This is a genomic window from Rhizobium sp. GR12 (assembly GCF_036596185.1).
Lineage (GTDB): Bacteria > Pseudomonadota > Alphaproteobacteria > Rhizobiales > Rhizobiaceae > Agrobacterium > Agrobacterium nepotum.
This window is the reverse complement of record NZ_JASXTH010000003.1, coordinates 197,273-220,636: the sequence shown is the minus strand read 5'-3', so window position 1 is coordinate 220,636 and position 23,364 is coordinate 197,273. Positions and strand designations below refer to the sequence as shown.

Here is a 23,364-nt window from a genome sequence, read left to right as displayed (position 1 = left end):
ATTGACGGGCTTGTTTCATGATAATATACGTGAGATATATTAACGCAAACGGAGGTTCCATGTCGTCGGTTTTTGAAGCAGTGGAAGCATCTGTTGGTCGCATGGTCCGTCGCGATATCTCGCGGCTGGTCGCATTCGCCAACGGTAATATTGAAAAGGCAGCGAGGTCGATTGGTGAGCATCCCGCGCCGCATGTGGGGATCATTTGTGGCTTCTTCGTTCGGCATGCGGAACCGCCGTCTCCCGAGACGGACGGTCTGAATGGGATGGCTCAGCTCGCTGCAGGGCTCACGGAGGCCGGGATCAAAGTGACAGTGATCACCGATGCTCCATGTGCGAAGGCGGTTTGGGCGGTCACGAAAGTGCTACCCCACGAGGTCGGACTGGAGGTGGTTTCCGTTGATGCGACCGCTGTGCGCAATCTTCGCAAGAACATCGAGCAATCCGAAACGCCGCTTACGCACCTTATCGCCATCGAGCGTTGCTCGCTGGGCTCCGATGGAAAGCCGCACCGCGAACATGGTTGGGATATCTCTGGCGATACCGCACCTTTGGACTATCTTTTCGAAGACGCTGGGTGGCAGGCGCCGTGGAAGACGATTGGTATCGGCGACGGCGGGAATGAAATTGGCATGGGCGTTCTTCCCCTCGATATCGTCGAGAAGGACATCCCCAACGGTTCGCTCATTGCCGCCAGGACCGGTTCCGATTTCCTGATCGTCTCAGGCGTCGCGAACTGGGGAGCTTATGGTCTTCTGGCAGCTCTCTCCGCTATCCGGACAGATATTGGTCCTCAACTGCTGAAACACTTCAATGGCACGTTCGAGACCGAGATCCTTGAGGCGGCTGTCAATATTGGACAGGCGATCGACGACAGCCGTGTCGACCGGCTCGGTCAGTTGCAGATGACGATCGACAGACTGCCGGTCGCCGACCACATTGCGATAATCGATGACCTCAAGAGCATCGTTGCCGCCCATGCTTAAGACGTTTGGCCGGCCTGTCGCCGGCCAAACTCGCTTACTTCGCAAGGGAGACAGAGCATGAGCGAGGATAATCCCTGGACCCTGCGGTTCAGTGCCCACATCGGGTTTCTATTCGGCGAGTTGCCATTTGGTGCACGGTTCGCTGCCGCCCGTAAACGTGGCTTTACAGCCGTGGAGCATCCGAGCCCGTTCGAAACGCCAGCGGCGACTGTCCGAAAATATCTGGACGATGCCGGTCTTCATTATGTGCAGACCGGCTTTCCGGCAGGCGACGCCTCTAAAGGGGAGAAGGGCTTTGCGTCGCTTCCTGAGAAGCGCACCCAGTTTCGGGAAAACATAGCTCCAACTCTGGATTATGCCAGCGAAATTGGATGCAAGATGGTGCATGCGATGGCTGGAGTCGTGCCTGAGGGGGCGACAAGATCTGTGCTGTGGGCTGAATATCTGGAGAACCTGGCATATGCGGCGGATGCCGCAAGGGCTTACGATATCGACGTCATCGTCGAACCCATAGGGCCGGGATCGATTGCGAATTATTTCATTGCCGACCCGGACATAGCAATCGAAGCCATCAAAGCGACAAGCCGATCCAATGTCATGCTTCTGATGGACGTCTATCATGCAATCAGCCTTGGGACAGAACCACTGGCGTTCATCAGAAAGCACCATGCGATGGTGGGTCATATCCAGATCGCCGACTATCCCGGGCGACATGAGCCCGGTTCTTCAATCGTTGATTTTGCGAGGGTGTTTCAGGTTCTCAACGATGTCGGCTACGGCGGCCATGTGGGTTGCGAATATCATCCATCGACGTCTACCGAAGAGAGCTTCGGTTGGATGCGTAGCTACGGGGAATCCAGGTGATGGCCCCACGCACTCGAATCGTGTTGCTCCACGCGACAATGGTCGCCGTTGACCCAATCCATGCAGCGTTTCGCAAGCTTTGGCCAGAGGCTGAAGCCGTAAACCTGCTTGACGACGCACTCACAATCGATCGGGCAAAGGCCGGTGAATTGAGGCCTGATCTGCAAAGCCGGTTCGTTTCATTGTGCCACTACGGTGCCAGCCTTTCGGCGGATGGCATCCTGGTTACTTGCTCAGCCTTCGGCCCTGCAATCGAACAGGCGGTGTCGGAGATCTCAATTCCGGTATTGAAGCCGAATGCACCGATGTTTGATGCAGCCATCAGGCAAGGGCAACGGATCGCGATGATCGCGACCTTCGCACCTGCGGTGGTAACGATGGAGCAGGAGTTTGCCGAGCAGGCGAGGGCACAAGGCTCCGCCGCGGTTCTTGAAACCTTTGTACTACCAGACGCGATGGCCGCTTTGAGAAGCGGCGATGCGGAAACGCATAATCGCCTGGTTGCCGAGAAAGGCGCCAGTCTTTCCGGTTTTGAGGCAGTCATGCTCGCGCATTTTTCCACGTCTCGTGCTGCGGACCTTCTGCGTTCACAAACTGCCACTCCGGTCTTGAGCGCACCCGAGGCGTCAGTGCTTGCGATGCGGGAAGCGCTCGCAGGCTAACCCACGTTGAGGAGATACCAATGCTGTTAGGCGCAATTGCCGATGATTTGACCGGAGCAACTGACATTGCACTCGCATTCGCCCGAGAAGGCTTGCGCACTGTGCAGATCAATGGAATTCCAGACGATGGCGCTTTCGAGCAGAACGCGGATGCCGTCGTCATCGCCTTGAAGTCCAGGACGATCCCGGCGTCCGACGCTGTCTCGCTGTCAAGGCGCGCCGTGGCATGGCTGCGAGCTCGCGACGTTCAACAAGTCGTTTTTAAATACTGCTCCACGTTTGACTCGACGGACGCCGGCAATATCGGGCCGGTTACCGAAGCGCTGCTTGAGGAACTGGGAGAGACCATAACGATCGCCTGTCCAACCTTTCCGGAAAATGGCCGGACGGTGTTTCAGGGGCATTTGTTCGTCGGGGACAAGTTACTGTCCGAGAGTTCGATGAGAGATCATCCTCTCACGCCGATGACCGATGCCAACCTCGTCCGTGTCCTGCAGAGACAGACCGCCTTGCCTGTTGGTATCCTTGGGGCAGCCGACGTCCGAGCGGGACAGGAGCGGGTGGCGGCACGGATAAGGGAAGCGGCGACACAGAACGTTCGCGTCTTGATTGCGGATGCTGCGACAGCGGAGGATTTGAACGCAATTGGCAAAGCCTGCAGTGACCGAATGCTGGTAACCGGCGCCGCTGGGATTGGCGGAGCGCTTGCTCGTAACCATGCCGCAGCAATTCAGGGCGAACGCAGAAGTGCAGAATTCGCCTGGCCGCAAGGCCGAACGGTAGTTCTTGCCGGCTCCTGCTCGGTTGCAACCCGAGACCAGGTGAACCATGTCATCGGCCTTGGCTATCCAGCAACCAAAATCGATCCGATCGCAATCGCTTCTGGCACACTTGACGTGGCTTCTGTTGCGGAATGGGCAGAGGCGTCGGAGGGTTGGCCGCCCATCATCTACTCCAGTTCCGATCCTGCGGATGTTCTAAAGGCCCAGGAAGTGTTGGGCCGTGACGAGGCCGGGGCATTGGTCGAAGACTTCCTCGGTGAACTGGCAGGCATCTTGCGGTCGGCCGGTTTCAGCAGGTTTATTGTGGCCGGAGGAGAAACATCAGGTGCGGTTTCTGCAGCTCTGTCTGTGAGTGCCCTGGAGATCGGACCCGAGATCGATCCGGGCGTTCCGTGGACAAGGGCGGCATACGCCGGCGGACCGGCGCTTGCTTTGAAGTCGGGAAATTTCGGCGCACCGGACTTCTTTGAAAAAGCCAGGAGAATGTGCCGGTGATCGCCATCATGTCCGAAGAGACAAAAGTCCGGGATGAGATAACGTTGGTCGGCAGGTCGCTTTTCGATCGCGGACTTTCTCCAGGGTCGACCGGAAATATCAGCGTCCGACTATCATCCGGGGATGTTCTCATGACCCCGACGAACGTATCGTTGGGAACACTTGACGCCAAACGGATCTCCAGATTTTCTGCAGAAGGCGTTCATCTCGAGGGCGACAAGCCGACAAAAGAAGCCTTTCTGCATCAGTGCGTTTACTGCAACCGCAAGACTGCCAACGCCGTCGTACATCTTCATTCAACTCATGCGGTTGCACTCAGCATCCTGCCAGAAATCAATCGTGCCGACGCTCTTCCGCCGCTTACCGCCTATTATGTCATGCGCGTCGGAAGGCTTCCGATCGTCGATTATTTCCCGCCGGGTGATGTGAGGCTGGCAGCGGCTGTCCAGCGCAAAATCAGTCATGCGCATGCGGTCCTGCTAGCAAACCACGGGCCGGTTGTTTCCGGTAAATCATTGCTGGACGCGCAATATGCAGCTGAAGAATTGGAAGAGACCGCAAAGCTTTACCTGCTGGTCAGAGGCCTCAAGGTCTCGTCTCTCACGCAGGCGCAAGTTGATGAACTCTCGCCTGGATAGCGGCAGGCAGAAGTGTGGCGAGTTTCGAAGCGATGCGTGATGGCGCATGAAACAGCGGCCGAACAGTTTGCGCCTTCCTAGGACTTGCCAGCCCTGGGACATACTGGTCGTGAACAAATTGCCATAAAACAATGCGCGTCGATGGATGACTTGATAGCTGATAAAACGTGGAGTCAGCGGCACCTGCGGTTCGACTCCATCAACTGTATGAAGCTCATTCTGTTTCAATTATCTATTGGTGTCGCCGACTTCAGCTCAACACACCAATATCGACACGCCTTGGTACTCCATTCGGCTGCGCCGGTCCGTCAGGATCAAGGACGACATTCGAGATTCACTCGCTCGGTGACGAACATCAAGTCACTGGGGAGGTCAGGCAATCCGCAAATCGCGCGAATGAGAACCAAGAACATTTGGGGAGGAGATTTGCCACTCTAGTTTCGAATAAAATGGCCTGATGAGATCTCCACGTACGTCGATTTTCTCGGGACAAAGCCGGTCGGTCTAAAGGGGGATTTCAACTCATCGGTTTCGAGAGCTCTTCGTAACCGGCGTCGTTCGGGATCTGGCACGGGCACGGCGTCAATAAGCTTGCGCGTGTATGGATGTTGCGGGTTCCCGAAAATTGCCGCCCGTGGTCCGATTTCCACGATTTCACCCAGATACATGACCGCAACGCGGTGGCTGACACGCTCGACAATCGCCATGTCATGGGAAATGAACAGGAAGGAGAGCCCGAGTTTTTCCTGTAGCTCAAGCAGAAGGTTGACGACCTGTGCCTTTACCGACACGTCGAGTGCAGAGACGGACTCATCGGCGATAACGAGCTTCGGCTCCAGCGCCAGCGCGCGCGCAATACAGATGCGCTGCCGTTGCCCGCCAGAAAATTCGTGCGGAAAGCGTTCCGCCATCTCCGGCAAAAGGCCGACCTGTTCCAGAAGCTCGGCAACACGCTGTTTTGCCTGAACCTTATTGCCCAGACCATGCGTCAGGTATGGCTCGGCAATGGCGTCATTTATGCGCATGCGCGGGTTGAGGCTTGCAAAGGGGTCCTGAAAGATCATCTGGACGCCTCGGCGCATGTCGCGCATTCCCTTGCGGTCGAGGGACAGAACGTCTTTTCCGTCAAAGAGGACGGAGCCGGACTGCGGCTTGGCTAAGCCGATGATCGAGCGGCCGGTTGTGGATTTTCCGCAGCCGGATTCACCCACCAGCGACAATGTTTCGCCGGGCTGGATCGAGAAGGAAATGTTTTCGACGGCATGAATATGGCCTGACAGGCGTCGCAATGTGCCGGAATGGACGGCGAACCGTGTCGTCAGGTTGCGCACTTCCAGCAATGGCTGCTTTTCGCAAGCCACGGTACTGGCCACCGGTAGCGGTGCTTTCTGTTCGCCTGTCGCCATATCGACCAGGGGAAATCGCAATGGCTTACTCTGGCCGCGCATTGAGCCGAGTTTCGGTACAGCCGACAACAGCGCTCGCGTGTAGGTATGAGCAGGAGCGGAGAAAATCTGTCGTGTATCGCCCGTTTCCACGCAGTCGCCCCGATACATCACCACCGTCCGGTCCGCCATTTCGGCCACGACGCCCATGTCATGGGTGATGAACAAAACTGACATGCCGTCTTCATCCTGAAGCGATTTAATCAGATCGAGAACCTGGCCCTGAATGGTGACGTCCAAAGCCGTTGTCGGCTCATCGGCAATCAGGAGTTTCGGTTTGGATGCCAGGGCCATCGCGATGACCGCGCGCTGCCGCATGCCGCCAGAAAACTGGTGGGGAAATTCGTTGTAGCGTGAGAGACCCGCGGGAATGCGGACCTTGTCCATCAACTTCAGAGCTTCAGTCTTTGCGTCGGCATAGGACATACCCTTATTGTGACACAACAGTGCTTCCGAAATCTGGTCGCCGATGGTAAAGATCGGGTTTAGGCTCGTCATCGGCTCCTGAAAGATCATCGCCATGTCACGCCCCCGAACGGACCGCATCTCACGATCGCTGAGCGAAAGAATCTCCGCATCGCCAAGCCGGATGCTGCCCTCGATGCGACTGGAATAGGCTGGCAGCAACCGCATGATCGACAGCGACGTTACGCTTTTTCCCGAGCCGGATTCGCCGACGATTGCAAGCGTTTCGCGAGGCGCGATCTTGAACGAGACATCACGCACCACAGGTTTCCAATTGCCGTCGACACGGAAGGATGTGGTGAGATGGGAGACGGAGAGGACCGGAGCCTGTGCTTCCGTTGCCATCCTGTATGCAGCTATTGCCATTGTCTTGCTCCCTGATCAATTCTGTCTGGTTCGAGTGATTTGCAGCAGGAAATCCACAACTGCACGAACCTTCGTGGGGGTGCGGCGATGGGCGGGAAAAACGATCGAAATCGGATCGGCTTCGATCTCGAATTCCTCGATAATGGGGACCAGTTCGCCGCTCTCAAGCTCGTCTCGATAAATCCACCATGTCGCCTGCGAAATGCCGAGACCGGCGACGGCGGCTTCGCGCAATATATCACCACTGTCTGTCACGAGCCGTCCCGAAACCCGAACGACATGGTCTTCGCCACTTGTGCCGCGAAAATGCCAGTTGGGACCAAAACCTCCGACTATGCAGTTATGATCTACAAGTTCGGCGGGCGTGTTGGGAATGCCGTGTTTTTCGATATAACAGGGGGAGGCCACGGTTTTCTGCGTCCCGCGTACCAAAATGCGGTTGATGAGGCGGGAATCTGCCAGTCGCCCGGAATGCACGACCAGATCATAGCCGCCATCGATAGGATTGGCGGTATGGTGTTTCAGGCAGATGTCCAGCGTCACATCCGGATAACGCACAAAAAATGACGGCAGCGCCGGGATGACGGTGCGCCGCCCGAAAGACGGGGGCAGGGCGATGCGCACATTGCCGCTGGGTGCGACGTTCTTTTCGCGGGCGGCACTTTCGGCATCATCCAGATCCTTGAGGATATCGCGACAGCGCTCGTAAAATTCTGCGCCCGTTTCCGTCATATGCATGCGCCGGGTGGTCCGGTGCAGCAGTTGCAGACCGAGATCTTCCTCGAGACGGGTGATGCCCTTGGTTACAGCTGATGTTGTCAACGACAACGCCCGCGCTGCCGCCGTAAAGCTACCCAGTTCAGCCACACGGGCGAATGCCAGTATATCTTGAAACTTGTTCACGTTCCTATCACGTTCCCTGCTTATTTGTTCAGCAAGGCGCACAGGAAATCACCAATTCGGCAAGATCAAGCCCGTTTTGCATCCCTTTTATGCCAAGCATAGCAAGTGATGTGCCTTAGGACCCGCAAAAACGCCCGTTTGCTGCCGTGGCGGTGGAAATTGTTTTTTTCCAAAATGCGGTATTAAACTTATTCCTCAGTCTGAAACACTGAAGACAAGAATGCCGTTCAAGCGGCCATGGGAACAAACCGACTGGAACCCGATTGTCTTCGCTGCAGCTTCAAAATGCGCTTTGCCTGTTGAAGGCCGATGGATCATGGACCGCCGAGCGCCGGTCTCTGGCGATCACGAACGGTGCGATCGCGTCGCTGGATAGTGGTGCAGATTACTCCGATGGCGCGGTGGAATATGTGGACGCAGCCGGACTTCTGGCGGTGCCGGGTTTCATCAATGCGCACTGCCATTCTCCCGATAATCTGGCGCGCGGTTCGGCACCCGACCTGCCGCTGGAATTGTGGTCGCTGTCATCCTCTGCCGCCCGGGAAAGTCGCAGCGCTCGTGAGATTTATCTTTCGGTCCTGCTTGGTGCCATCGAAATGATGGGCAGTGGCACGACGACGGTTCTCGACCACGTCAAGATTTCCCCGGATATAGATGACGACAGCCTCGATGCAGTCGCTTCCGCATGGCGCGATAGCGGCATGCGGGTGACGATTGCTCCCGTGGTGTCGGATCGTGCAGTTGTAGGCACGATGCCATTCAAAGCCGGCGATTTCGATGGTGCCGACCTTTCCACCTATGGCGCACGCACGCCACTATCCGCTCGTGACCAAATCGCTTCCGTGGAACGGTTTTACTGCCGCTGGAACGGTGCGGGTGAGGGGCGCATTCGCGTGGCGATAGGTCCATCCGCACCGCAACGGTGTTCGGATGAATTGCTGGTCATGGCGGCGGATTTCAGCGCACGTCATGAAATGCCGTTGCATATGCATGTGCTGGAAACGGAACTTCAGCGGCATATGAGCCACAGGCTCTATGGGTGCGGAGCGATCGCTCATCTGGAAAGTCTTGGCCTGCTGACACCTTGCACCAATCTCGTTCATTGCATCTGGATTGATGACGGCGATATCGGGCGTATTGCCCGCTGCGGTGCAAGTGTCATCCACAATCCGGTTTCCAATGCGCGGCTGGGCAGCGGGACTTGTCGTGTGCCGGAAATAATAAATGCAGGAATCACCATCGGCCTTGGCACGGACAGCGCCTGCTGCAACGATGGCAGCAACATGCTGGAAACGATGAAGTGGGCCGCCATCGTTCATAATTGCGGCACGACTAACGAGGCCGATTGGCTTGGGCCGCAGCGCGCGCTGACGCTTGCTACCGAGGGCAGCGCTAAAGCCATCGGGCTTCACGCGATGGCGGGCAAAATTGAGCCCGGATATCGGGCTGATCTTGCGCTCTTCCGTCTGGCGTCCGCACCATTCGTGCCACTCAATGATGCGGTCCGGCAACTGGTGCTTTCGGAAACCGGCGCGTCGCATGCCCTGACAATATGCAACGGTCAGATTATTGCCAGAAACGGTGCGCCTGTGCTGTTCGACCAAGCCACCATCTGGGCGGAGACGCAGGAGCTGGCCGACCGCCGCAAGCGTGACAATGCCAGTGCCTTTCACGCAACCCATCAGCTTGAAATACCGATCCGCCGCATGCGTCAGCGGCTGGTAGGAGGCTGTGTATGTCACTAGGCTGGACCCGCAATCCGGTGCGATTTTTCCAACATTTGCTTCGTGAAGCCGACGCAAAGGATTTGGACATCAGGCATCTGGTCGGAGAGATCAAAAGCGCGGGCGCCGGCGGCTGCATCGTCATGGGCGGCGGATTTTCCGCATGGTACCCGACGGTGTTGACCTCCCAGACCGTCAATCCGCATCTGAACTTCGATTTTCTGGGTGAGATGATCGATGCCGCGAAACAGGAAGGCATTCGCGTTATCGTGCGCATGGACATTTCCAAGGGCCGCAAGGGCATGGAAGATATCCATCCCGACTGGTTCGTGCGCCGTGAGGACGGCAGCATTTCCAGCGTCTGGGCCATGCCGCAGATGTGCGCCACGGGTCCATTCTGGCAAGAAGAAGTGTTTTCCATTCTGGATGAAATCATAGGGCGCTGTCCGCGGCTTGACGGTTTTTTCTTCAACTATCTGCATGTACCGCGCTGCCATTGCGCGCGCTGTTTGGCTCGGGTTCTGGAAGCCACAGGCAAAACCGTTCCGCCAGCGGGCATACGATCGCCGAAATATGAGCGCTGGCGGGAGGCGTTTCTGGCGGATTATATGGGCCGGGTGCGGGATTTCATTCACGCCCGGCACGATGGAGCGGCCCTTGTTCCGTACCATCATGTCCATGATGGCTGGGATATACGCCGCATGGCCGACATCAGCGACATCATTGGTTCGCAGGTGTCCAATCCTGTCATGCCGAACCCGGTGGACCCGCAACCCATGTGGAACTTCTGGGCAGCAGAAGAGGCCTTGACGGCGCGGGCATTGAAGCCGGACAGCGCACCCGTTCTCATTCAGACGTCATCAGAAGTGTTCGCCAGCCGCCAGTCTGCTATGCCGGATGCGCGTCTCATGCATAATCTCATCCAGGCTGCGGCGCATGGCGCCAACACTGCGCCAGCCGTCAACGGGCTGCTATCGCAGTCCGACAATCGTTTCGTTCCGGCTTTGCAGCGTTTCGGGGTTTATCAGCGCAAGACCGAGCAGTGGTACCGGGGGCTGACATCCTTGGCAAAAATCGCCATCGTCAAATCCGAGGATAGCAGGCTGTGGGGTGCTGATGCCGGGCGACCGGCTGGAGCGGCGGACGGACGCGGACACGTTTCCGAGTTTCGCGGATTTTTCGAAATGGTGGCTGATTTGCGCTATCCGCTGGATGTCGTTGTTGCGGGCGGGCTGACGGCTAAATCTCTCTCGCGATACGATGTCGTTATCCTGCCTGCCGTGGAATCGATAAGCGATGGCGATGCAGCCGCAATCGATGCCTATGTCTCGTCTGGCGGTCATGTCATCGCCACAGGCGATACGGGCCGGGCTGACGAAAACGGTTCAGAACGCGCTGTTGCCGCACTCGCCTGTCTGGCCGCACTGCCGGGGAAAAGCCGCGATGTAAGCGGCGCATATTTCGAACTGGATTGCAGCAATATGCGCGCACCATTCGGAGATATTCCGCATATCGCCGCCGCCGGTGATTTCTGGTCGCCGTCCGCCGAAGGCGCGACGGGTCAGAAACTGCATCTCATCGGGCCATTCCAGAACAATGCGCCGGAATTTACCGTTGTCGAAGGGCCGGGGACCGTTCCGGGCCTGATCCGTCGCACATTTGGACAAGGCTTCAGCACATGGCTGCCCTGGCGCGTCGGGTCTCTTTATCACCGCTTTTCGATGCCCGAATATTGCGACCTTTTAGGTGTCATGCTGGAAAACACTGCAGGACCAGCACCCTTGGCAACATCGGCTTCGTCAGCCGTGGAAACCATTCTTTATGAACATAACAATGGTCTCGTTCTGCATGTGCTGAACGGTGCGGCAGCCAGAGGCAAAGGCCTGACGGAACTTACGCCGCTTGCCGGTTTCGACATCGCCGTGACGACGCAGGCAGATGTTTCCATCTCTCTTGAGGGCGAAATCGAGGTCGCGTCTTCCAGAGTTGGGGACCGGCTGATCATCCATATCGAGAGGCTCGACAGCTTCGCGGCTTTCGCCCTGCTGTCACGAAATGAACAACCGCTATACGACAATCCGCTTTCGCCGGATTGATGATTTCTCCAAGCAACTGTCCAATAATCAAAGATAAAAAGGGTGAACGCATGAACGACATTTTCAGAAGAAGCTTTCTCGCCGCAGCACTGGGCGCCACAGCATTGACGGTCCTGCCCGCATCAACCCTGGCGCAGGAGCCCGGAACTCTGGTGGTGGCGCAGCCTGCCGATGCCTATTCCATGGATCCGGCCAAACACTCGTCCTTTCCAACCGCCAACATTCTTTTCCAGATTTATGACGGGCTGGTCACGCAGGGCGAAGACGGGCAGATGGCACCGGCACTCGCGCTTTCGTGGAGCAATCCCGATCCGCTGACGTGGCGTTTCAGACTGCGCGAGGGCGTGAAGTTCCAGAACGGCGAGCCGTTCAACGCGCAAGCCGTGAAGTTCACCTTTGACCGCGCGCTCGATCCCAATTTCAAGGCCCCCTATTTCTCACGCATCTCGGCGATAAAATCCGTGACGGTCGTCGATGACTATTCTGTCGATTTCAAGACGGACAAGCCATTCCCGACCATGCTTCTGTCGCTCTATGAGGCATCCTTTGCGGCTCTCATCGTGCCGCCGAAATATACGCAGGAAAACAACGGCGATGCTCTGGCATCTGCACCCGTCGGCACAGGCCCGTACAGGTTCGTAAAATGGCTTAAGGACGAGCAGGTCGAACTGGAAGCCAACCCGGATTACTGGGGCGGCAAGCCGAGGATCGACAAGCTGGTGTTTCGCCCGATCAAGGAAACACGCACGCGTATTGCCGAACTGAAGAGCGGTGGTGTCGGTCTTGCTGTGGATATTCCTCCGGAAGATGTGAAGTCACTCGAAAGGGGCGACACCAAGATCGAAAGCGTTGCCAGCGATTTCCTCTATTTTCTCGCATTCGACACTACTCGCGACACTCCGCTGAAAGACAAGCGCGTGCGTCAAGCCATCAATTATGCCGTCGACGTCGAGGCTATTCAGCAGGCCTTGCTGAACGGCATGGGAAACCGCATCGCACTGACGCTCCCGACAAATGCTTTTGCCTATAATCCGCAATGGAAGCCTTATCCTTACGATCCGGCGAAGGCTAAGGAACTGCTGGCAGAGGCGGGTTACAAGAATGGCTTCACCATTCCTCTGATGACGCGCAAGGGTCGTTTCCTGAAGGATGCCGAGATCGTGGAAGCCACGGCGGGTTTCCTTGCTAAAGTCGGTATCAAGGCTGATATCAAATATCTCGAACCGGGCGTCTGGGGGCAGGTTTCAGAAAAGAAGGGCCGCGAAGGTATTACCTTCCCCGGCTGGAGTGGTCGCGACCCAAACCTCGTCTGGGACCCGCTTTTTAAGACCGGCCAGTATCAGAGCTATTTCAGCAATGCGCAGCTGGATGATCTTCTCACGCAGGGCGCGTCGACCATCAATGCGGACGAGCGCAAGGCGATCTACGAGAAGGCCGCCGTCATCATCAAGGAAGAGGCACCGCATCTGCCGATGATCCAGCCGCCGCTGATCTATGGCCTGAACGCTAAGCTGAACTGGAAGCCTCGCACGGACAGCATGCTCGACCTGCGCAAGGCAAGCTTCGAGTAACGGCGTCCGTCGTTTCCATAACGGATCATGGCCGGTCCTATCCGGCCATGATCACCCGCTCACTATAAGGAAAGAAGAGCCGTGGCCGTCTTCCTCTTTTCGCGTTTGCTTTACGCGATCGCCGTCATTTTTGGCGTTTCGGTCGCCGTCTTTTTCCTCATCAGGATCGGCGGCGATCCATCCGCTTTATTCCTGCCGCCGGAAGCATCCGCGCAGGAAATCGAACGGTTCCGTCACCTGATGGGCTTCGACAGACCCTTGCTCACTCAGTATTTTGATTTTCTGGGCCGCGCCGTGCGCGGCGATTTCGGCATGTCGCTGCGTTATGATCAACCCGCCATGAGGCTGGTGCTGGACCGTGTTCCCGCCACATTGCAATTGAGCAGCATGGCGTTGCTGATCTCGCTGGTGGTGTCGATCCCGCTTGCCATCATGGCCGCGACCTGGCGCGGTTCGGCGATCGACAGGGCCAGCCTGCTCATCTCGCTGATTGGACAGAGTTTTCCGGCATTCTGGCTCGCAATCATGCTGATCCTGTTGTTTTCGGAAACATTCCGCATGCTGCCGCCTTCCGGGCGTGGCACATGGCAGCATCTGATCATGCCGGCAATTGTACTTGCAACTTATTCGACGGCCATCATCACCCGGCTTCTGCGTTCCTCGATGATCGAGGTGCTGCAATCGGACTACATCCGCACCGCCCGAGGTAAGGGTGTCAGCGAAAAGAGGATCGTGCTCAAACACGCACTTAGAAACGCCGCCATTCCGACTTTGACGGTCATCGGCTTGCAGGTTGGCGCCTTATTGGGTGGCGCAGTGATTACAGAAGAGGTCTTTGCCTATCCGGGCATCGGCAGGCTTGCCATTCAGGCCATTTCAAACCGCGACTTTACGGTGGTGCAGGCCTTCGTGTTGGTCATGGCAACGGCCATCGTTTCCATCAACCTTCTCGTGGATTTGTCCTACGGCCTCCTTGATCCTCGACTGAGGAAAAACAAATGACGATATTTCTCAGACGCTATCTCAAAAGCTATCTTGCGGCGCTCGGTCTTGCCATCGTGTTGCTGGTTGTGTTCGCAGCCTTGCTCAGCCGTTGGCTGATGCCGTTCGATCCTGATGCGCAGGACATTCTCCAGCGCCTCAAGGCTCCGCTCTGGACAGGCTCGGAAGGCATGCATGTTTTAGGCACGGATTCGCTTGGTCGCGATATCTTCAGTCGCATCCTCGCCGGTGCCCGCGTATCGCTTCTGATCGGTGTGGCCTCGGTGGTAATTTCCGGCTCAATCGGTGTCACGTTGGGGCTGGTCGCCGGGTATGACGATAAATATGCGGGCCGCGTCATCATGGCGGTAACAGATATCCAACTGGCAATTCCGTTTCTGGTTCTGGCACTGGCCGTTGCGGCGGTCGTCGGCCCCAGCCTGTGGAACATAGTTGCCATTTTGGGCGTCACGAACTGGGTACAATATGCCCGCGTCGTGCGTGCTGAATGCCTTGTGCTGCGGGAACGCGAATTTATTCAGGCGGCACAGACTATGGGCATTTCGACGCCGATGATCCTGCTACGGCATCTGTTGCCGAACGTCATGTCGTCGGTCATCGTCATTTCCAGCCTGCTGGTCGCCAAGATGATACTGTTTGAATCGTCGCTGAGCTTTCTGGGCCTTGGTGTGCCGCCTGAGACGCCGACATGGGGGACCATGATATCAGAAGGGCGCGATTACATCGGCAATGCCTGGTGGGTGGCGACCATTCCCGGCGTTGCGATCTTCCTTACCGTCGTTGGCATCAACCTCGTCGGAGACCGGCTGCGCGATCTTCTCGATCCGCGATTACGGCAGGTGGAAACATGAGCGAACCGAGTTACGATGTCCTGCTTTCCGGCTTTCCGGGAAAAACGGCTCGCGGTTTTCTGGGCTGGAGCACGACGGTCCTTTTGAAGACGACATCGGGCTATGCTCTGCTCGACACGGGCGGTGCCGGTGATCGGCCCGGGCTGATTGAAGCGCTTGCCGAGCGGAACATCCAGCCGAGCGACATTCGCACGGTGATAGTCTCGCATCTGCATTTCGACCATATCGCCAATGCGGAATGCTTTCGCGGCGCTGAATTCGTGCTGCATGAGACCGAACTCGATTATTTCGAGAAGCACCAGGCAAACGATCCGGCAATTCCGCGTTACCAGGTCGAGGGGCTCTTGCGCAGCCCGCAGGTGTCCATCGTTTCCGGTGAACTCGATGTGCTGCCCGGTATTCGCATGATCCGCACGCCGGGCCATACGGCCGGGCATGTATCACTGGTTTTGAACGTTGGCGGGCAATGCGTGGTGCTGGCGCAGGATGCCGTGAAACATCGCGGCGAGATGGACAGCGGCATATCCGCCGGAGCTTTCGACGCTGGGATCGCGTCCGCCAGCATCAGGCGCATCGCGGCTATGGCAGACGTTATCGTGCCTGGCCATGACGCGCCGTTGTTCCTTTCTAAAGGCAAAGTCCAGACTTGCGGCACTCTCTGTGAGGAAATCCGCAATACGGTGACCGGCCAGTTCCACCGAATGGAGGTTTGATATGGCAAGACTTCTGTTCAACGCCGATATCTGTACCGGTCTGCCCGCTGGGTTCGCCAAAAACGGTGCGATCCTGATTGAAGACGGCAAAATCGCATGGATCGGCGAGAGCGATAATCTTCCAGCAACGGCAAATGAAGCGACCCGCGAAGACCTCGGTGGACGTGTCGTCATTCCCGGACTGATCAACACCCATGCCCATGGGGGGCTCTCCACCCATCGGGGCTGTTGCGACGATGGCGATCTGTTTCAGTGGGCCGCAGCGCTTGCGCCACACACCTCGGCGTTGACGGTGGAAGATAACCGGCGCGGTTGCACGCTGGCGGTTCTAGACATGATCCGTAACGGCATCACAACGGCGTGTGACTGTACCCGTTATGACGCTGGTGTTTTCGCGGATGTCGCCAGTACCATCGGTATGCGCTCGCTAAGCGGAGCGCTTGCCAACTCGCCGGAACTGCGCCGCAACGGCCGCCCGAATTGGCCGCTGGCACTGCATGAGACCAGAGAGGCGATCTCCAGATACGAGGGCGACGGTTTGTCGCGTTTCTATATTGGTGCGCATTCTCCTTACAGCTGCACGGCTGAGCTTTTGCAGGAGGTGAAGCGAGAGGCGAATGCGCTTGACGTTCCCTTCGTCATTCACGTGTCCGAAAACAGAAGCGAAAACGAACTGATCATGAAACTGCATGGCAAGACGCCGATAGCATGGCTGAACGATCTGGGCGTTTTGGACAGCCGGTCCATTCTTGCCCATTGCGTGTGGGTGGATGATGTCGACATGGCCATTCTGGCGGCCAGCGGGGCAGGCGTGGCCCATAATCCGGCCAGCAACGCCAAGCTTGCAAGCGGTGTAGCCCCGGTTCCAGCTATGAGAAAGCTTGGCATTCCGGTGGGCCTTGGGACTGACAGCACGCTTTCCAACAACTGCCTCGATCTGTTTCAGGAAATGAAGATGGCCGTGCTGTTGCAGCGTGCCATCTCGCTGGATGGCCATGCCATGAATGCGCAGGATGCGTTCACGGTGGCGACGCTGGAAGGCGCGAGGGTGCTGGGTTGGGACGCCGATATTGGCAGCCTCGAAGTCGGCAAGCAGGCTGATCTGGTCGTCCTGTCGATCGACCACGCGCTGGACATGACCTTCGAAAGGGCGCTGTCCGACATCGTTTATCACGCAGGCCCGCAACATGTCCGCACCGTTGTCATCGCCGGTGAGACGGTAATGGACCAGGGCAAATTCACACGGATCGACGAAGCCGAAACCCGCGCGTCCATTCACAAACACTATCAATGCAATTGAGGGATGAAACACCATGAGCCAAGCACCTGTCGGCCTTTTGACCAGCGCCGCATCTGTGAATCTTTTGCACGAACGCCGTTCCGTCAGCGTTAGCACGCCTTGGGGCGAGGCGGATGTTCTGCTGGGCAAAATCGGTGGGCGGGATACCGCCGTGATCCTGCGTTACGGTGAAAAGCTGACTGTTCCCAGCCACAAAATCAACTATCATGCTAATATCTGGGCCTTTCGCGAGTTGGGCGTCGAGGCGATCATCTCCCAGAACGCCATCGGCTCCGTCAATCCGGCCATTCGTCCCGGCGACATAGTAATTTCCGACGATTTTCTCGACAAGACAAAATCGCGTGCACAATCGCTGTTCGACGAAAGCGATTGCTGGGTTCGCGTCGATTTTACCGATCCCTTTTGCCCACGCCTGCGCGCCGATCTCATCGCTGCGGCCAACAAGTTCAGCAACCGTGTTATCGAGCGCGGCACATTCGTATGCACCGAAGGTCCGCGCTTCGAAACGCCTGCGGAAATTCGAGCCTTTCAGCGGGAGGGCGGGGATATCGTCGGCACGCCGCTCGTCCCCGAAGTGATCTTCGCGCGCGAAGCGGAAATGTGCTTCGCGTCGATCGCGCCGGTCATCAATTTCGGCTCCGGCATGGCGCCTGCCGTCGTGCATTTCGGCCCCGGCAGCATGAACGAGATTTATTACAAGGACGGTCTGCACGATCTGATTGAAAAGACATTGATCGAAGCTATTTCAGGTCTGTCCCAAGAGCGGACCTGCAATTGCGCGAAGGCTCTCGACGGTGGTTTCCACGGCACGCCGCCCGCCTGGATCAAGCGTATGGTCGGATGAAAGTCTGCCACCTTTAAAGCATGCGCCATGATCGCGAGTTCACGGCCCCCCCTCAATCCGGCTTCTTCAGTTGAGCTGTTAAGCCGGATCTGGCTTTCAAGTGCGGCAAACGCCAGATTTCGCCGACCGCTGTTGATGGGTTCGATGCCGCTCTCGATTGCCACAAGAAGCGCGCCAAGGGTGCAGGCAAAAGCCATCGTCGAGCCAACTAGCCTTTCAGTGATGGAGAGCCCGCCCCGCCGGTAGAAACACGATAATGAGCTGCTGAAGGAAATCGAGTCCATGGTCAACTGCGTCAATGATCACGTGGTGACGATCGCCAAGGCTGCTCAGGAATAGTCGTTGGCGCTGGGCGAGATCAACCGTCAATCACATGGATCAGATGACCCAGAGAACGCGGCGATGGTCGAGAAAACTACGGCAGCCAGCCAGGTTCTCGCAAGCGAGGCGCACCAACTGCAAGATCAGCTCCAGCGTTTCCGTCTAGAATCTCGAGCTGGGAAGGCCGCGAATATCATCGGTATGCAGCTTAAACGACATAACGCTTCGTTCATCGAAGAGCGGGGAGGTGTGGCTCACAAGCTGCGCCTCGGGGACGAGGATCAGATCCGCGGGATGTCCACAGGTTCTTTTGGCCGGCAGCCCCGTTTACGTTTCTCGCGAAGCACACCGAGGAACAGGTTGGTGGCCTGCCTCTCATTGTCAAACAGATGCACCATCTGCTGTCCCCGCGTTCCGAGCCGGCGCCAGGCGCGTACAAGCGACGCCTCGCCGAACAATGTCGGCTGAACGGCGAGCGCGTAAAACCGCGCGTTTGAATTCGACGGTCCAATGAGAGTTTTGAATTGGACGGGCACTATCGATTCACAACGCTGATCCGTTGGCGCGTGGATCACTCGCACCTGTTGCGGCGCGAGCTGTGCCCCTTTCTGACCAGACCGTCGCCAACGAGCGTATTGCCCCTGTTAGGCGCGGTACAAAGCCGTATGCACGTCTCTTACCCGCCGCCGTCAGCAATACGTCAATGATAGGCCCTGGCGCAGTCGTGAGCGTCTATTCCCTCATCAATCGAGCGATTACTCCGGCGTGCTGCGGGAAATATGCCGACAGGTTCTGGGAATCCGTTTCAATCATATCTTCCAGTTCCCAGCCCGGGGACACGACTTCACTGACAAGCCCGAAATCTCCAGCTTCCATCTCCATCGCTTTCCACGTGCCGCCTGGGACGGCAAGTTGAAGATGCTCACCGTTTTCAATGTCCGGGCCCAACACGATCCTTTCATAGGCGCCGTCGGGATGGATTAGATGATAGGTGATGGGATCACCCTTCAGGTGGAACTGGATGCAATCCGAATGCTTGCTGTGAAACGCTACTTTCTGGGAGGCATCATCCAGCATGAAATAAATTGCGGTCATGGCGAGGCGTTCGCCGCGTGCACTGACGATTTTGGCAGCGGCGTCCGGCCGGAATGTTTCGGCGAAATAACCGCCTTCGAAATGTGGTGTGAGGCCGAGCGCGCTGATCACGTCGTGTTTTTTCACTGTGCGATCCTCACCATCAGCCGGCGGCACGGCAGCAGGCGTCCCACTCGGTGAGAAACCCCATGACTTCGAGTGAATCAGTGAGCCGCGGCGAAGGCCTCGGGGCTTGTTTGAGGCCGTTGCCGAGCGCTAGCTCGGTGGTCAATACCTGATGCTGAAAGGCATCAAGCCCAGTGGAGACGACAATCTGTTCAGGCGCTTTACCATAGATTTCCACCTCAATGATGTTTTCCCCCGCGACGGGAAGCCAGGGGTTGGTCTTAAAGCGCGCAACGCCATTGTCGCCGTGGATAGCAAAACTCCAGGCCATGCCGTAATTGTCAGTTGATTGCAGTGTGGCGAGCACGCCGTTTGTGAACCTGGCACATACCGCCGCAGCACCGATATTGCCGTTCTTCTCAGACATGTTGCCGTGACCCGCAATTTTCCGGAGACCAAACGTGTCATCGCCGCAAGCGGTCTGTATGACATAATGAAGGAGCGATGCCGGATAGCAGCCCAGATTGAAAAGCGTACCGCCACCCGCAGGGTTGACAAGTTCTGCGATATCGGCGGCATAGAGACCGTTGACCGACCTGAGTTGTCCAAGGCGGCCTGATCGGAGGATAGTACCCAATTCGGCGATCAAGGGGTGGTTGAGATACATCAGCCCCTCCATGAAGAACACGCCAGAGGCGAGCACTGCGTCGGCGAGGGACTGAGCGTCAGCCATGGTCACGGTCAGTGATTTTTCCGAGACAATCGCCTTGCCCCGGTTGGCCGCGGCAATCACTGCGCTGTGGTGGACATTGTTGGGCAGTCCCACATAGACGACATCGATATCATCGTCTCCGAGCAGGGTGTCAATATCGCCATAACGCTTAGCGACTGCGTGACGGCTCGCGAAAGCTTCGAGCCGGCCGGGATCACGACCCATCACCGCTACAAGGCTTGAGTTTTCGCTGGATGCGATCGCTTCGGCCATAGTGTCTGAAATGAAGCTTGTTCCGAGTATTCCCCAACGCAACATTTGGCATTTTCCCTTAGCGATTGAGATCGAGATAGGCGGAGGCGACCTGCGCATCAATGTCGTCCGGCACTGGAACCACACAAGAGGTGTAGTTGAGCTTGCCGCTGGCGACCCGTTCGAGACAGCGCGCCTGTAGCGCAAAGCCTAGATCCATTGATTCAATCGAGTTTCCAAGCGGACGTGGGCCGGCGAGATTGGCCATATGCCCGCCGCCGAGGATGTGGATCTTCCGACCATCAACCAGATGCAGGGTCTCGATACCATCGGTATAGGTATCGACGGCGTTGACCTCTGCCGCGGTCTTCATGCCTTCGACATCGATTTCAGTTGGAAAATGTCCGCCATTGACCAGGATGACGCCATCCTTGAACAGCGGCAGGTCAGCAGCCGTGACGATATCGGCAAAGCCTGTAACGGTGATGATCACATCGGCGGAGCCGACTGCCTGGCTTCTAAGCGGTGTCAAAAAGCCGTCGAGATGGGCTTCCAGAGCAGTGACGGGATCGACATCGACCACACTGACACTGCTGTGGGCACCACGGAAACAGGCAGCGGTTCCCTTGCCGCAGGCCCCATAGCCGAAAACAGTTACACGCTTGCCATTGGTCGAGCGATTGGTGAAGCGCATATAGCTCTCGAACAGCGACTGTCCGACGGCGTGGCGGTTTTCGGCAAACTGTTTGATCGGACTGTCATTAATGACAAGGATCGGCAGTCCGATCGCTTGGCGCATGGGCACGAGACGCCGGCGTCCGGATGTTGTTTCCTCAGTGCCACCCAATAAGTTCTTATAGGGACGCTCGGCCACGCGAGCGAAAAGGTCACCGCCATTGTCGAGCAACAGGTCAGGTTCGCGGTCGAGCAGAGTGTCGATGAAGCTGTGATGCAACTTCGTGTCCGTCGTCTGCCCGCCAATGACATCGATCTGGTGCTGGTTGAGGTATTCCACGGTCGCAGGTTGTGTGCTGTTGAGATTTCCGGTTGCCACGAGATTGGCGCCGCCGGCCCGCAATGTCATGAGAAGCGCGACGGTTTTGGGTTCCAGGTGGATGGCAGTGCCAATCATAAGACCCTGGAAAGGCTTTGTACGTGAAAATTCCTCGGCAACTTCCTTCAAAAGCCGGCAGCTATCCGCCACCCATTCGATCCGCGAAAGCTGGTTTTGTCGGGTCATGGCATTGTCTCCGCTGGGCGCCGGCGTGCTGCCGGTAGTTGCGCGGATGTTTCGTAGCGTGCGGGAACGGTCGTCAACAGGGATTTAAAACTGCGGTAATGGGCAGATTTACTGCTCAGGCCGGATCAGTCGCCTGGCCTTCGCGGATCAGCCATTCTGCCAGAAGCGCGATCGCCTTGCTCCGATGATCTGCAACGCGGCAGCACAGTCTATAGCCGACCGGTCGGGATGCGAAGCCGAAAGGTGCTGCCAGCTCTCCGCTGGCGAGTTCCCCTTCGATTGAGGCCCGCGGCGCTACTGTTACGCCAAGACCCGCCCTAGCCGCACCAATCGCCAGTGTGAGGTCATCGATTTCAACCCGTTTCAGGAAGCGCGAAGGGCGCCTGCCACTTTCACGGAACCAGTCGTCCCAGAGATAGGGGACATCGCGTGCCACCAGCGCCGTGGCATTCTCGAGCCAATCGGGGAGATCGGCGTCACTTGGGTCGAAGCCTGAGGGGCTTGAGACGGGGCCAAACGCATCGACCATAAATGCGGTCGCTGCGATGTCGGGCAGGGGACGGTATTCGCCGCCGGCAATCATGGCATCGAGGTCGGGCGCGCTGGCGAGCGTACGAGTGACGGCAACTGCAACCACGTCGATCTCGAGATCGCGAAGATCATTGTGAATGCGCGGAAGGCGGGGCATCAGCCATGAAACAGCCATTGGCATCGGTACGCCAAGTCGAAGGCGCGTCTTGCGATCTCTTTGCTGTACCTCTTCCGCCGCGCGGGAGACAATTGCGAAAGCAACTCCAACCGCATCGGCGAACCGACGCCCGGCAGCGTTGAGTGTGACCCGACCCCCTTTGCGGATGAAAAGAGCTGCTCCGAAATACTCCTCGAGACTTTGCAACTGCTGCCGAACCGCTCCTGGTACTACGCCAAGATCTAAAGCTGCCGCTCGCAAGCTGCCGCAGCGGGCGAGCGCATCAAAAGCACGAAGAGCATTAAGCGGGGGCAAAGGGTGTTTTTGGTGCAAGTGACCGCTCCGATTGAGGCATTGCCGACTTTACCTGATCCATTGCTCGATTGAACTACGCGAAATGAAAAGCGTGCTTTCTCGGCAAGTTTGACTTTCTACATCTGAAATCAATAATCAAAGTGCTGATGACACAACCCTCGACACTTAGTGAGCGTCCGGTGAGCGGTTTTTGCTGATCGGGCAAATCAGGCGATGTTCTGGCATTAAAACCAGCATTAGTGCTGACATTAATACCAGATTAAAGAGGTTTCATGGCTCGAATTGAGATCATGTCCGGTGGCAACCAGATCATTGAAGCCGCCTGTATGGCGCATGTGCGCCGAAAATTCCATGATGTGATCAAGCTGAAGCCTTCCCCGATTGCCGATGAAGCGTTGTCGCGCATCGGAGCGCTCTACGACATCGAGGATCGTACCTCAGTCCGTTTGATGACTAGGTCGGTCACTCATTCCTGTCGATTGAACTTTCGGAGCAATTCTTTGAATTGGACAAGCTCGGCGTCACTCCATCCATCAGTGCGTGAGTAGAACGCTCCGGCCTTCACCTCGATCGATGCCTCAAGCCTCAATCGTCCTTCCTTCGTCAACTGATAGATCGCCGAACGACGATCGTTGGGGTCGGTCGCCGATTCTGTCAGCCCCAGATCGCAGAGTGACTTCAACAGCCTGCTGACCGCGCTCTTGTCCATATCGAGCTGTTCTGAAACCTCCCGACCTGTTGCAGAACCTCGCGCCGACAAAATCGTGGCAATCTGGTAGGCAGCCGGCTGAAGCTTCGGGTGGAACAGTTCCGCCGATGCGGCGGTGATCGCGCGTGAGGCAGCGAACAGCGCGTTGAGCTCGACTCCAAGCCCCTTTAGGTGTTCGACGCGCGCCTTTTCCATAATCACCTCGGCATAATATGATGGA

At 57.2% G+C, this 23,364-nt stretch carries 21 protein-coding genes and 1 pseudogene; 14 read left to right on the top strand and 8 right to left on the bottom strand.

What is annotated here, in order from left to right:
- Positions 1-59: 59 nt before the first annotated feature.
- Genes QSK43_RS06855 through otnC form a run of 5 tightly spaced genes read left to right on the top strand, consistent with a single transcriptional unit; the run spans position 60 to position 4,427 of the window.
- Complete coding sequence (locus QSK43_RS06855; protein WP_332302815.1) at positions 60-986, top strand: glutamate cyclase domain-containing protein; 927 nt, start codon at positions 60-62, stop codon at positions 984-986.
- Between the two features lie 57 nt (positions 987-1,043).
- Entirely contained in the window at positions 1,044-1,850 is an 807-nt protein-coding gene (locus QSK43_RS06850; protein WP_332302814.1) for a hydroxypyruvate isomerase family protein, read from the top strand.
- Positions 1,850-2,512, top strand: coding sequence for an arylsulfatase (locus QSK43_RS06845; protein ID WP_112651896.1), 663 nt, complete (start codon positions 1,850-1,852; stop codon positions 2,510-2,512). Before QSK43_RS06850 ends, QSK43_RS06845 begins: the two co-directional genes overlap by 1 nt.
- Before the next feature lie 20 nt (positions 2,513-2,532).
- The gene (gene otnK / locus QSK43_RS06840) at positions 2,533-3,789 is read left to right on the top strand and encodes a 3-oxo-tetronate kinase (protein WP_332302813.1); all 1,257 of its coding nucleotides are present in this window, start codon (positions 2,533-2,535) and stop codon (positions 3,787-3,789) included.
- On the top strand, positions 3,786-4,427 hold the full coding sequence (gene otnC / locus QSK43_RS06835) for a 3-oxo-tetronate 4-phosphate decarboxylase (RefSeq protein WP_332302812.1): 642 nt from the start codon (positions 3,786-3,788) through the stop codon (positions 4,425-4,427). The genes otnK and otnC overlap by 4 nt, the downstream gene beginning before the upstream one ends.
- Positions 4,428-4,861: 434 nt before the next feature.
- Here the strand turns inward: otnC and QSK43_RS06830 are convergent, their stop codons facing one another.
- Together QSK43_RS06830 and QSK43_RS06825 are read right to left on the bottom strand one after the other, a co-directional pair.
- Positions 4,862-6,703, bottom strand: coding sequence for an ABC transporter ATP-binding protein (locus tag QSK43_RS06830; RefSeq protein ID WP_332302811.1), 1,842 nt, complete (start codon positions 6,701-6,703; stop codon positions 4,862-4,864).
- Positions 6,704-6,718: 15 nt separating this feature from the next.
- A complete protein-coding gene (locus tag QSK43_RS06825; protein WP_332302810.1) occupies positions 6,719-7,606 on the bottom strand; it encodes a LysR family transcriptional regulator in 888 nt (295 codons plus the stop codon).
- Between the two features lie 263 nt (positions 7,607-7,869).
- On the opposite strand from QSK43_RS06825, the gene QSK43_RS06820 reads away from it, so the two are divergent.
- From QSK43_RS06820 to QSK43_RS06785, 8 genes are all read left to right on the top strand, one after another.
- Positions 7,870-9,351, top strand: coding sequence for an amidohydrolase family protein (locus QSK43_RS06820; RefSeq protein ID WP_332302809.1), 1,482 nt, complete (start codon positions 7,870-7,872; stop codon positions 9,349-9,351).
- Complete coding sequence (locus QSK43_RS06815; protein WP_332302808.1) at positions 9,342-11,426, top strand: alpha-amylase family protein; 2,085 nt, start codon at positions 9,342-9,344, stop codon at positions 11,424-11,426. The genes QSK43_RS06820 and QSK43_RS06815 overlap by 10 nt, the downstream gene beginning before the upstream one ends.
- A 50-nt stretch (positions 11,427-11,476) precedes the next feature.
- On the top strand, positions 11,477-12,997 hold the full coding sequence (locus QSK43_RS06810; RefSeq protein ID WP_162706829.1) for an ABC transporter substrate-binding protein: 1,521 nt from the start codon (positions 11,477-11,479) through the stop codon (positions 12,995-12,997).
- A gap of 81 nt (positions 12,998-13,078) precedes the next feature.
- A complete protein-coding gene (locus tag QSK43_RS06805) occupies positions 13,079-13,999 on the top strand; it encodes an ABC transporter permease (protein WP_332302807.1) in 921 nt (306 codons plus the stop codon).
- Complete coding sequence (locus tag QSK43_RS06800; RefSeq protein ID WP_112651909.1) at positions 13,996-14,850, top strand: ABC transporter permease; 855 nt, start codon at positions 13,996-13,998, stop codon at positions 14,848-14,850. The genes QSK43_RS06805 and QSK43_RS06800 overlap by 4 nt, the downstream gene beginning before the upstream one ends.
- Positions 14,847-15,563 carry an MBL fold metallo-hydrolase gene (locus tag QSK43_RS06795; protein WP_332302806.1) on the top strand — a complete coding sequence of 239 codons (717 nt, stop codon included), beginning with the start codon at positions 14,847-14,849 and terminating at the stop codon, positions 15,561-15,563. Before QSK43_RS06800 ends, QSK43_RS06795 begins: the two co-directional genes overlap by 4 nt.
- 1 nt (position 15,564) lies before the next feature.
- Entirely contained in the window at positions 15,565-16,863 is a 1,299-nt protein-coding gene (locus QSK43_RS06790; RefSeq protein ID WP_332302805.1) for an amidohydrolase family protein, read from the top strand.
- Between the two features lie 13 nt (positions 16,864-16,876).
- A complete protein-coding gene (locus tag QSK43_RS06785; protein ID WP_332302804.1) occupies positions 16,877-17,707 on the top strand; it encodes an MTAP family purine nucleoside phosphorylase in 831 nt (276 codons plus the stop codon).
- A gap of 602 nt (positions 17,708-18,309) precedes the next feature.
- On the opposite strand, the gene QSK43_RS06780 is transcribed toward QSK43_RS06785, so the two are convergent.
- From QSK43_RS06780 to QSK43_RS06760, 5 genes are all read right to left on the bottom strand, one after another.
- Complete coding sequence (locus QSK43_RS06780) at positions 18,310-18,564, bottom strand: WGR domain-containing protein (RefSeq protein ID WP_332302976.1); 255 nt, start codon at positions 18,562-18,564, stop codon at positions 18,310-18,312.
- Between the two features lie 196 nt (positions 18,565-18,760).
- Positions 18,761-19,249: a cupin domain-containing protein gene (locus QSK43_RS06775; RefSeq protein WP_332302803.1), complete on the bottom strand. Its 489-nt coding sequence runs from the start codon at positions 19,247-19,249 to the stop codon at positions 18,761-18,763.
- Between the two features lie 16 nt (positions 19,250-19,265).
- Positions 19,266-20,258: a Gfo/Idh/MocA family protein gene (locus QSK43_RS06770; RefSeq protein ID WP_332302802.1), complete on the bottom strand. Its 993-nt coding sequence runs from the start codon at positions 20,256-20,258 to the stop codon at positions 19,266-19,268.
- Positions 20,259-20,271: 13 nt separating this feature from the next.
- A complete protein-coding gene (locus QSK43_RS06765; RefSeq protein WP_332302801.1) occupies positions 20,272-21,432 on the bottom strand; it encodes an adenosylhomocysteinase in 1,161 nt (386 codons plus the stop codon).
- A 115-nt stretch (positions 21,433-21,547) separates the two neighbouring features.
- The gene (locus tag QSK43_RS06760) at positions 21,548-22,435 is read right to left on the bottom strand and encodes a LysR family transcriptional regulator (protein ID WP_332302975.1); all 888 of its coding nucleotides are present in this window, start codon (positions 22,433-22,435) and stop codon (positions 21,548-21,550) included.
- A gap of 299 nt (positions 22,436-22,734) precedes the next feature.
- Here QSK43_RS06760 and QSK43_RS06755 point away from each other — a divergent pair.
- A pseudogene (locus QSK43_RS06755) lies at positions 22,735-22,869 on the top strand (IS66 family transposase); the annotation flags it as partial.
- A 32-nt stretch (positions 22,870-22,901) separates the two neighbouring features.
- Here the strand turns inward: QSK43_RS06755 and QSK43_RS06750 are convergent.
- Positions 22,902-23,339: a MarR family winged helix-turn-helix transcriptional regulator gene (locus QSK43_RS06750; RefSeq protein WP_332302800.1), complete on the bottom strand. Its 438-nt coding sequence runs from the start codon at positions 23,337-23,339 to the stop codon at positions 22,902-22,904.
- Between the last annotated feature and the right edge of the window lie 25 nt (positions 23,340-23,364).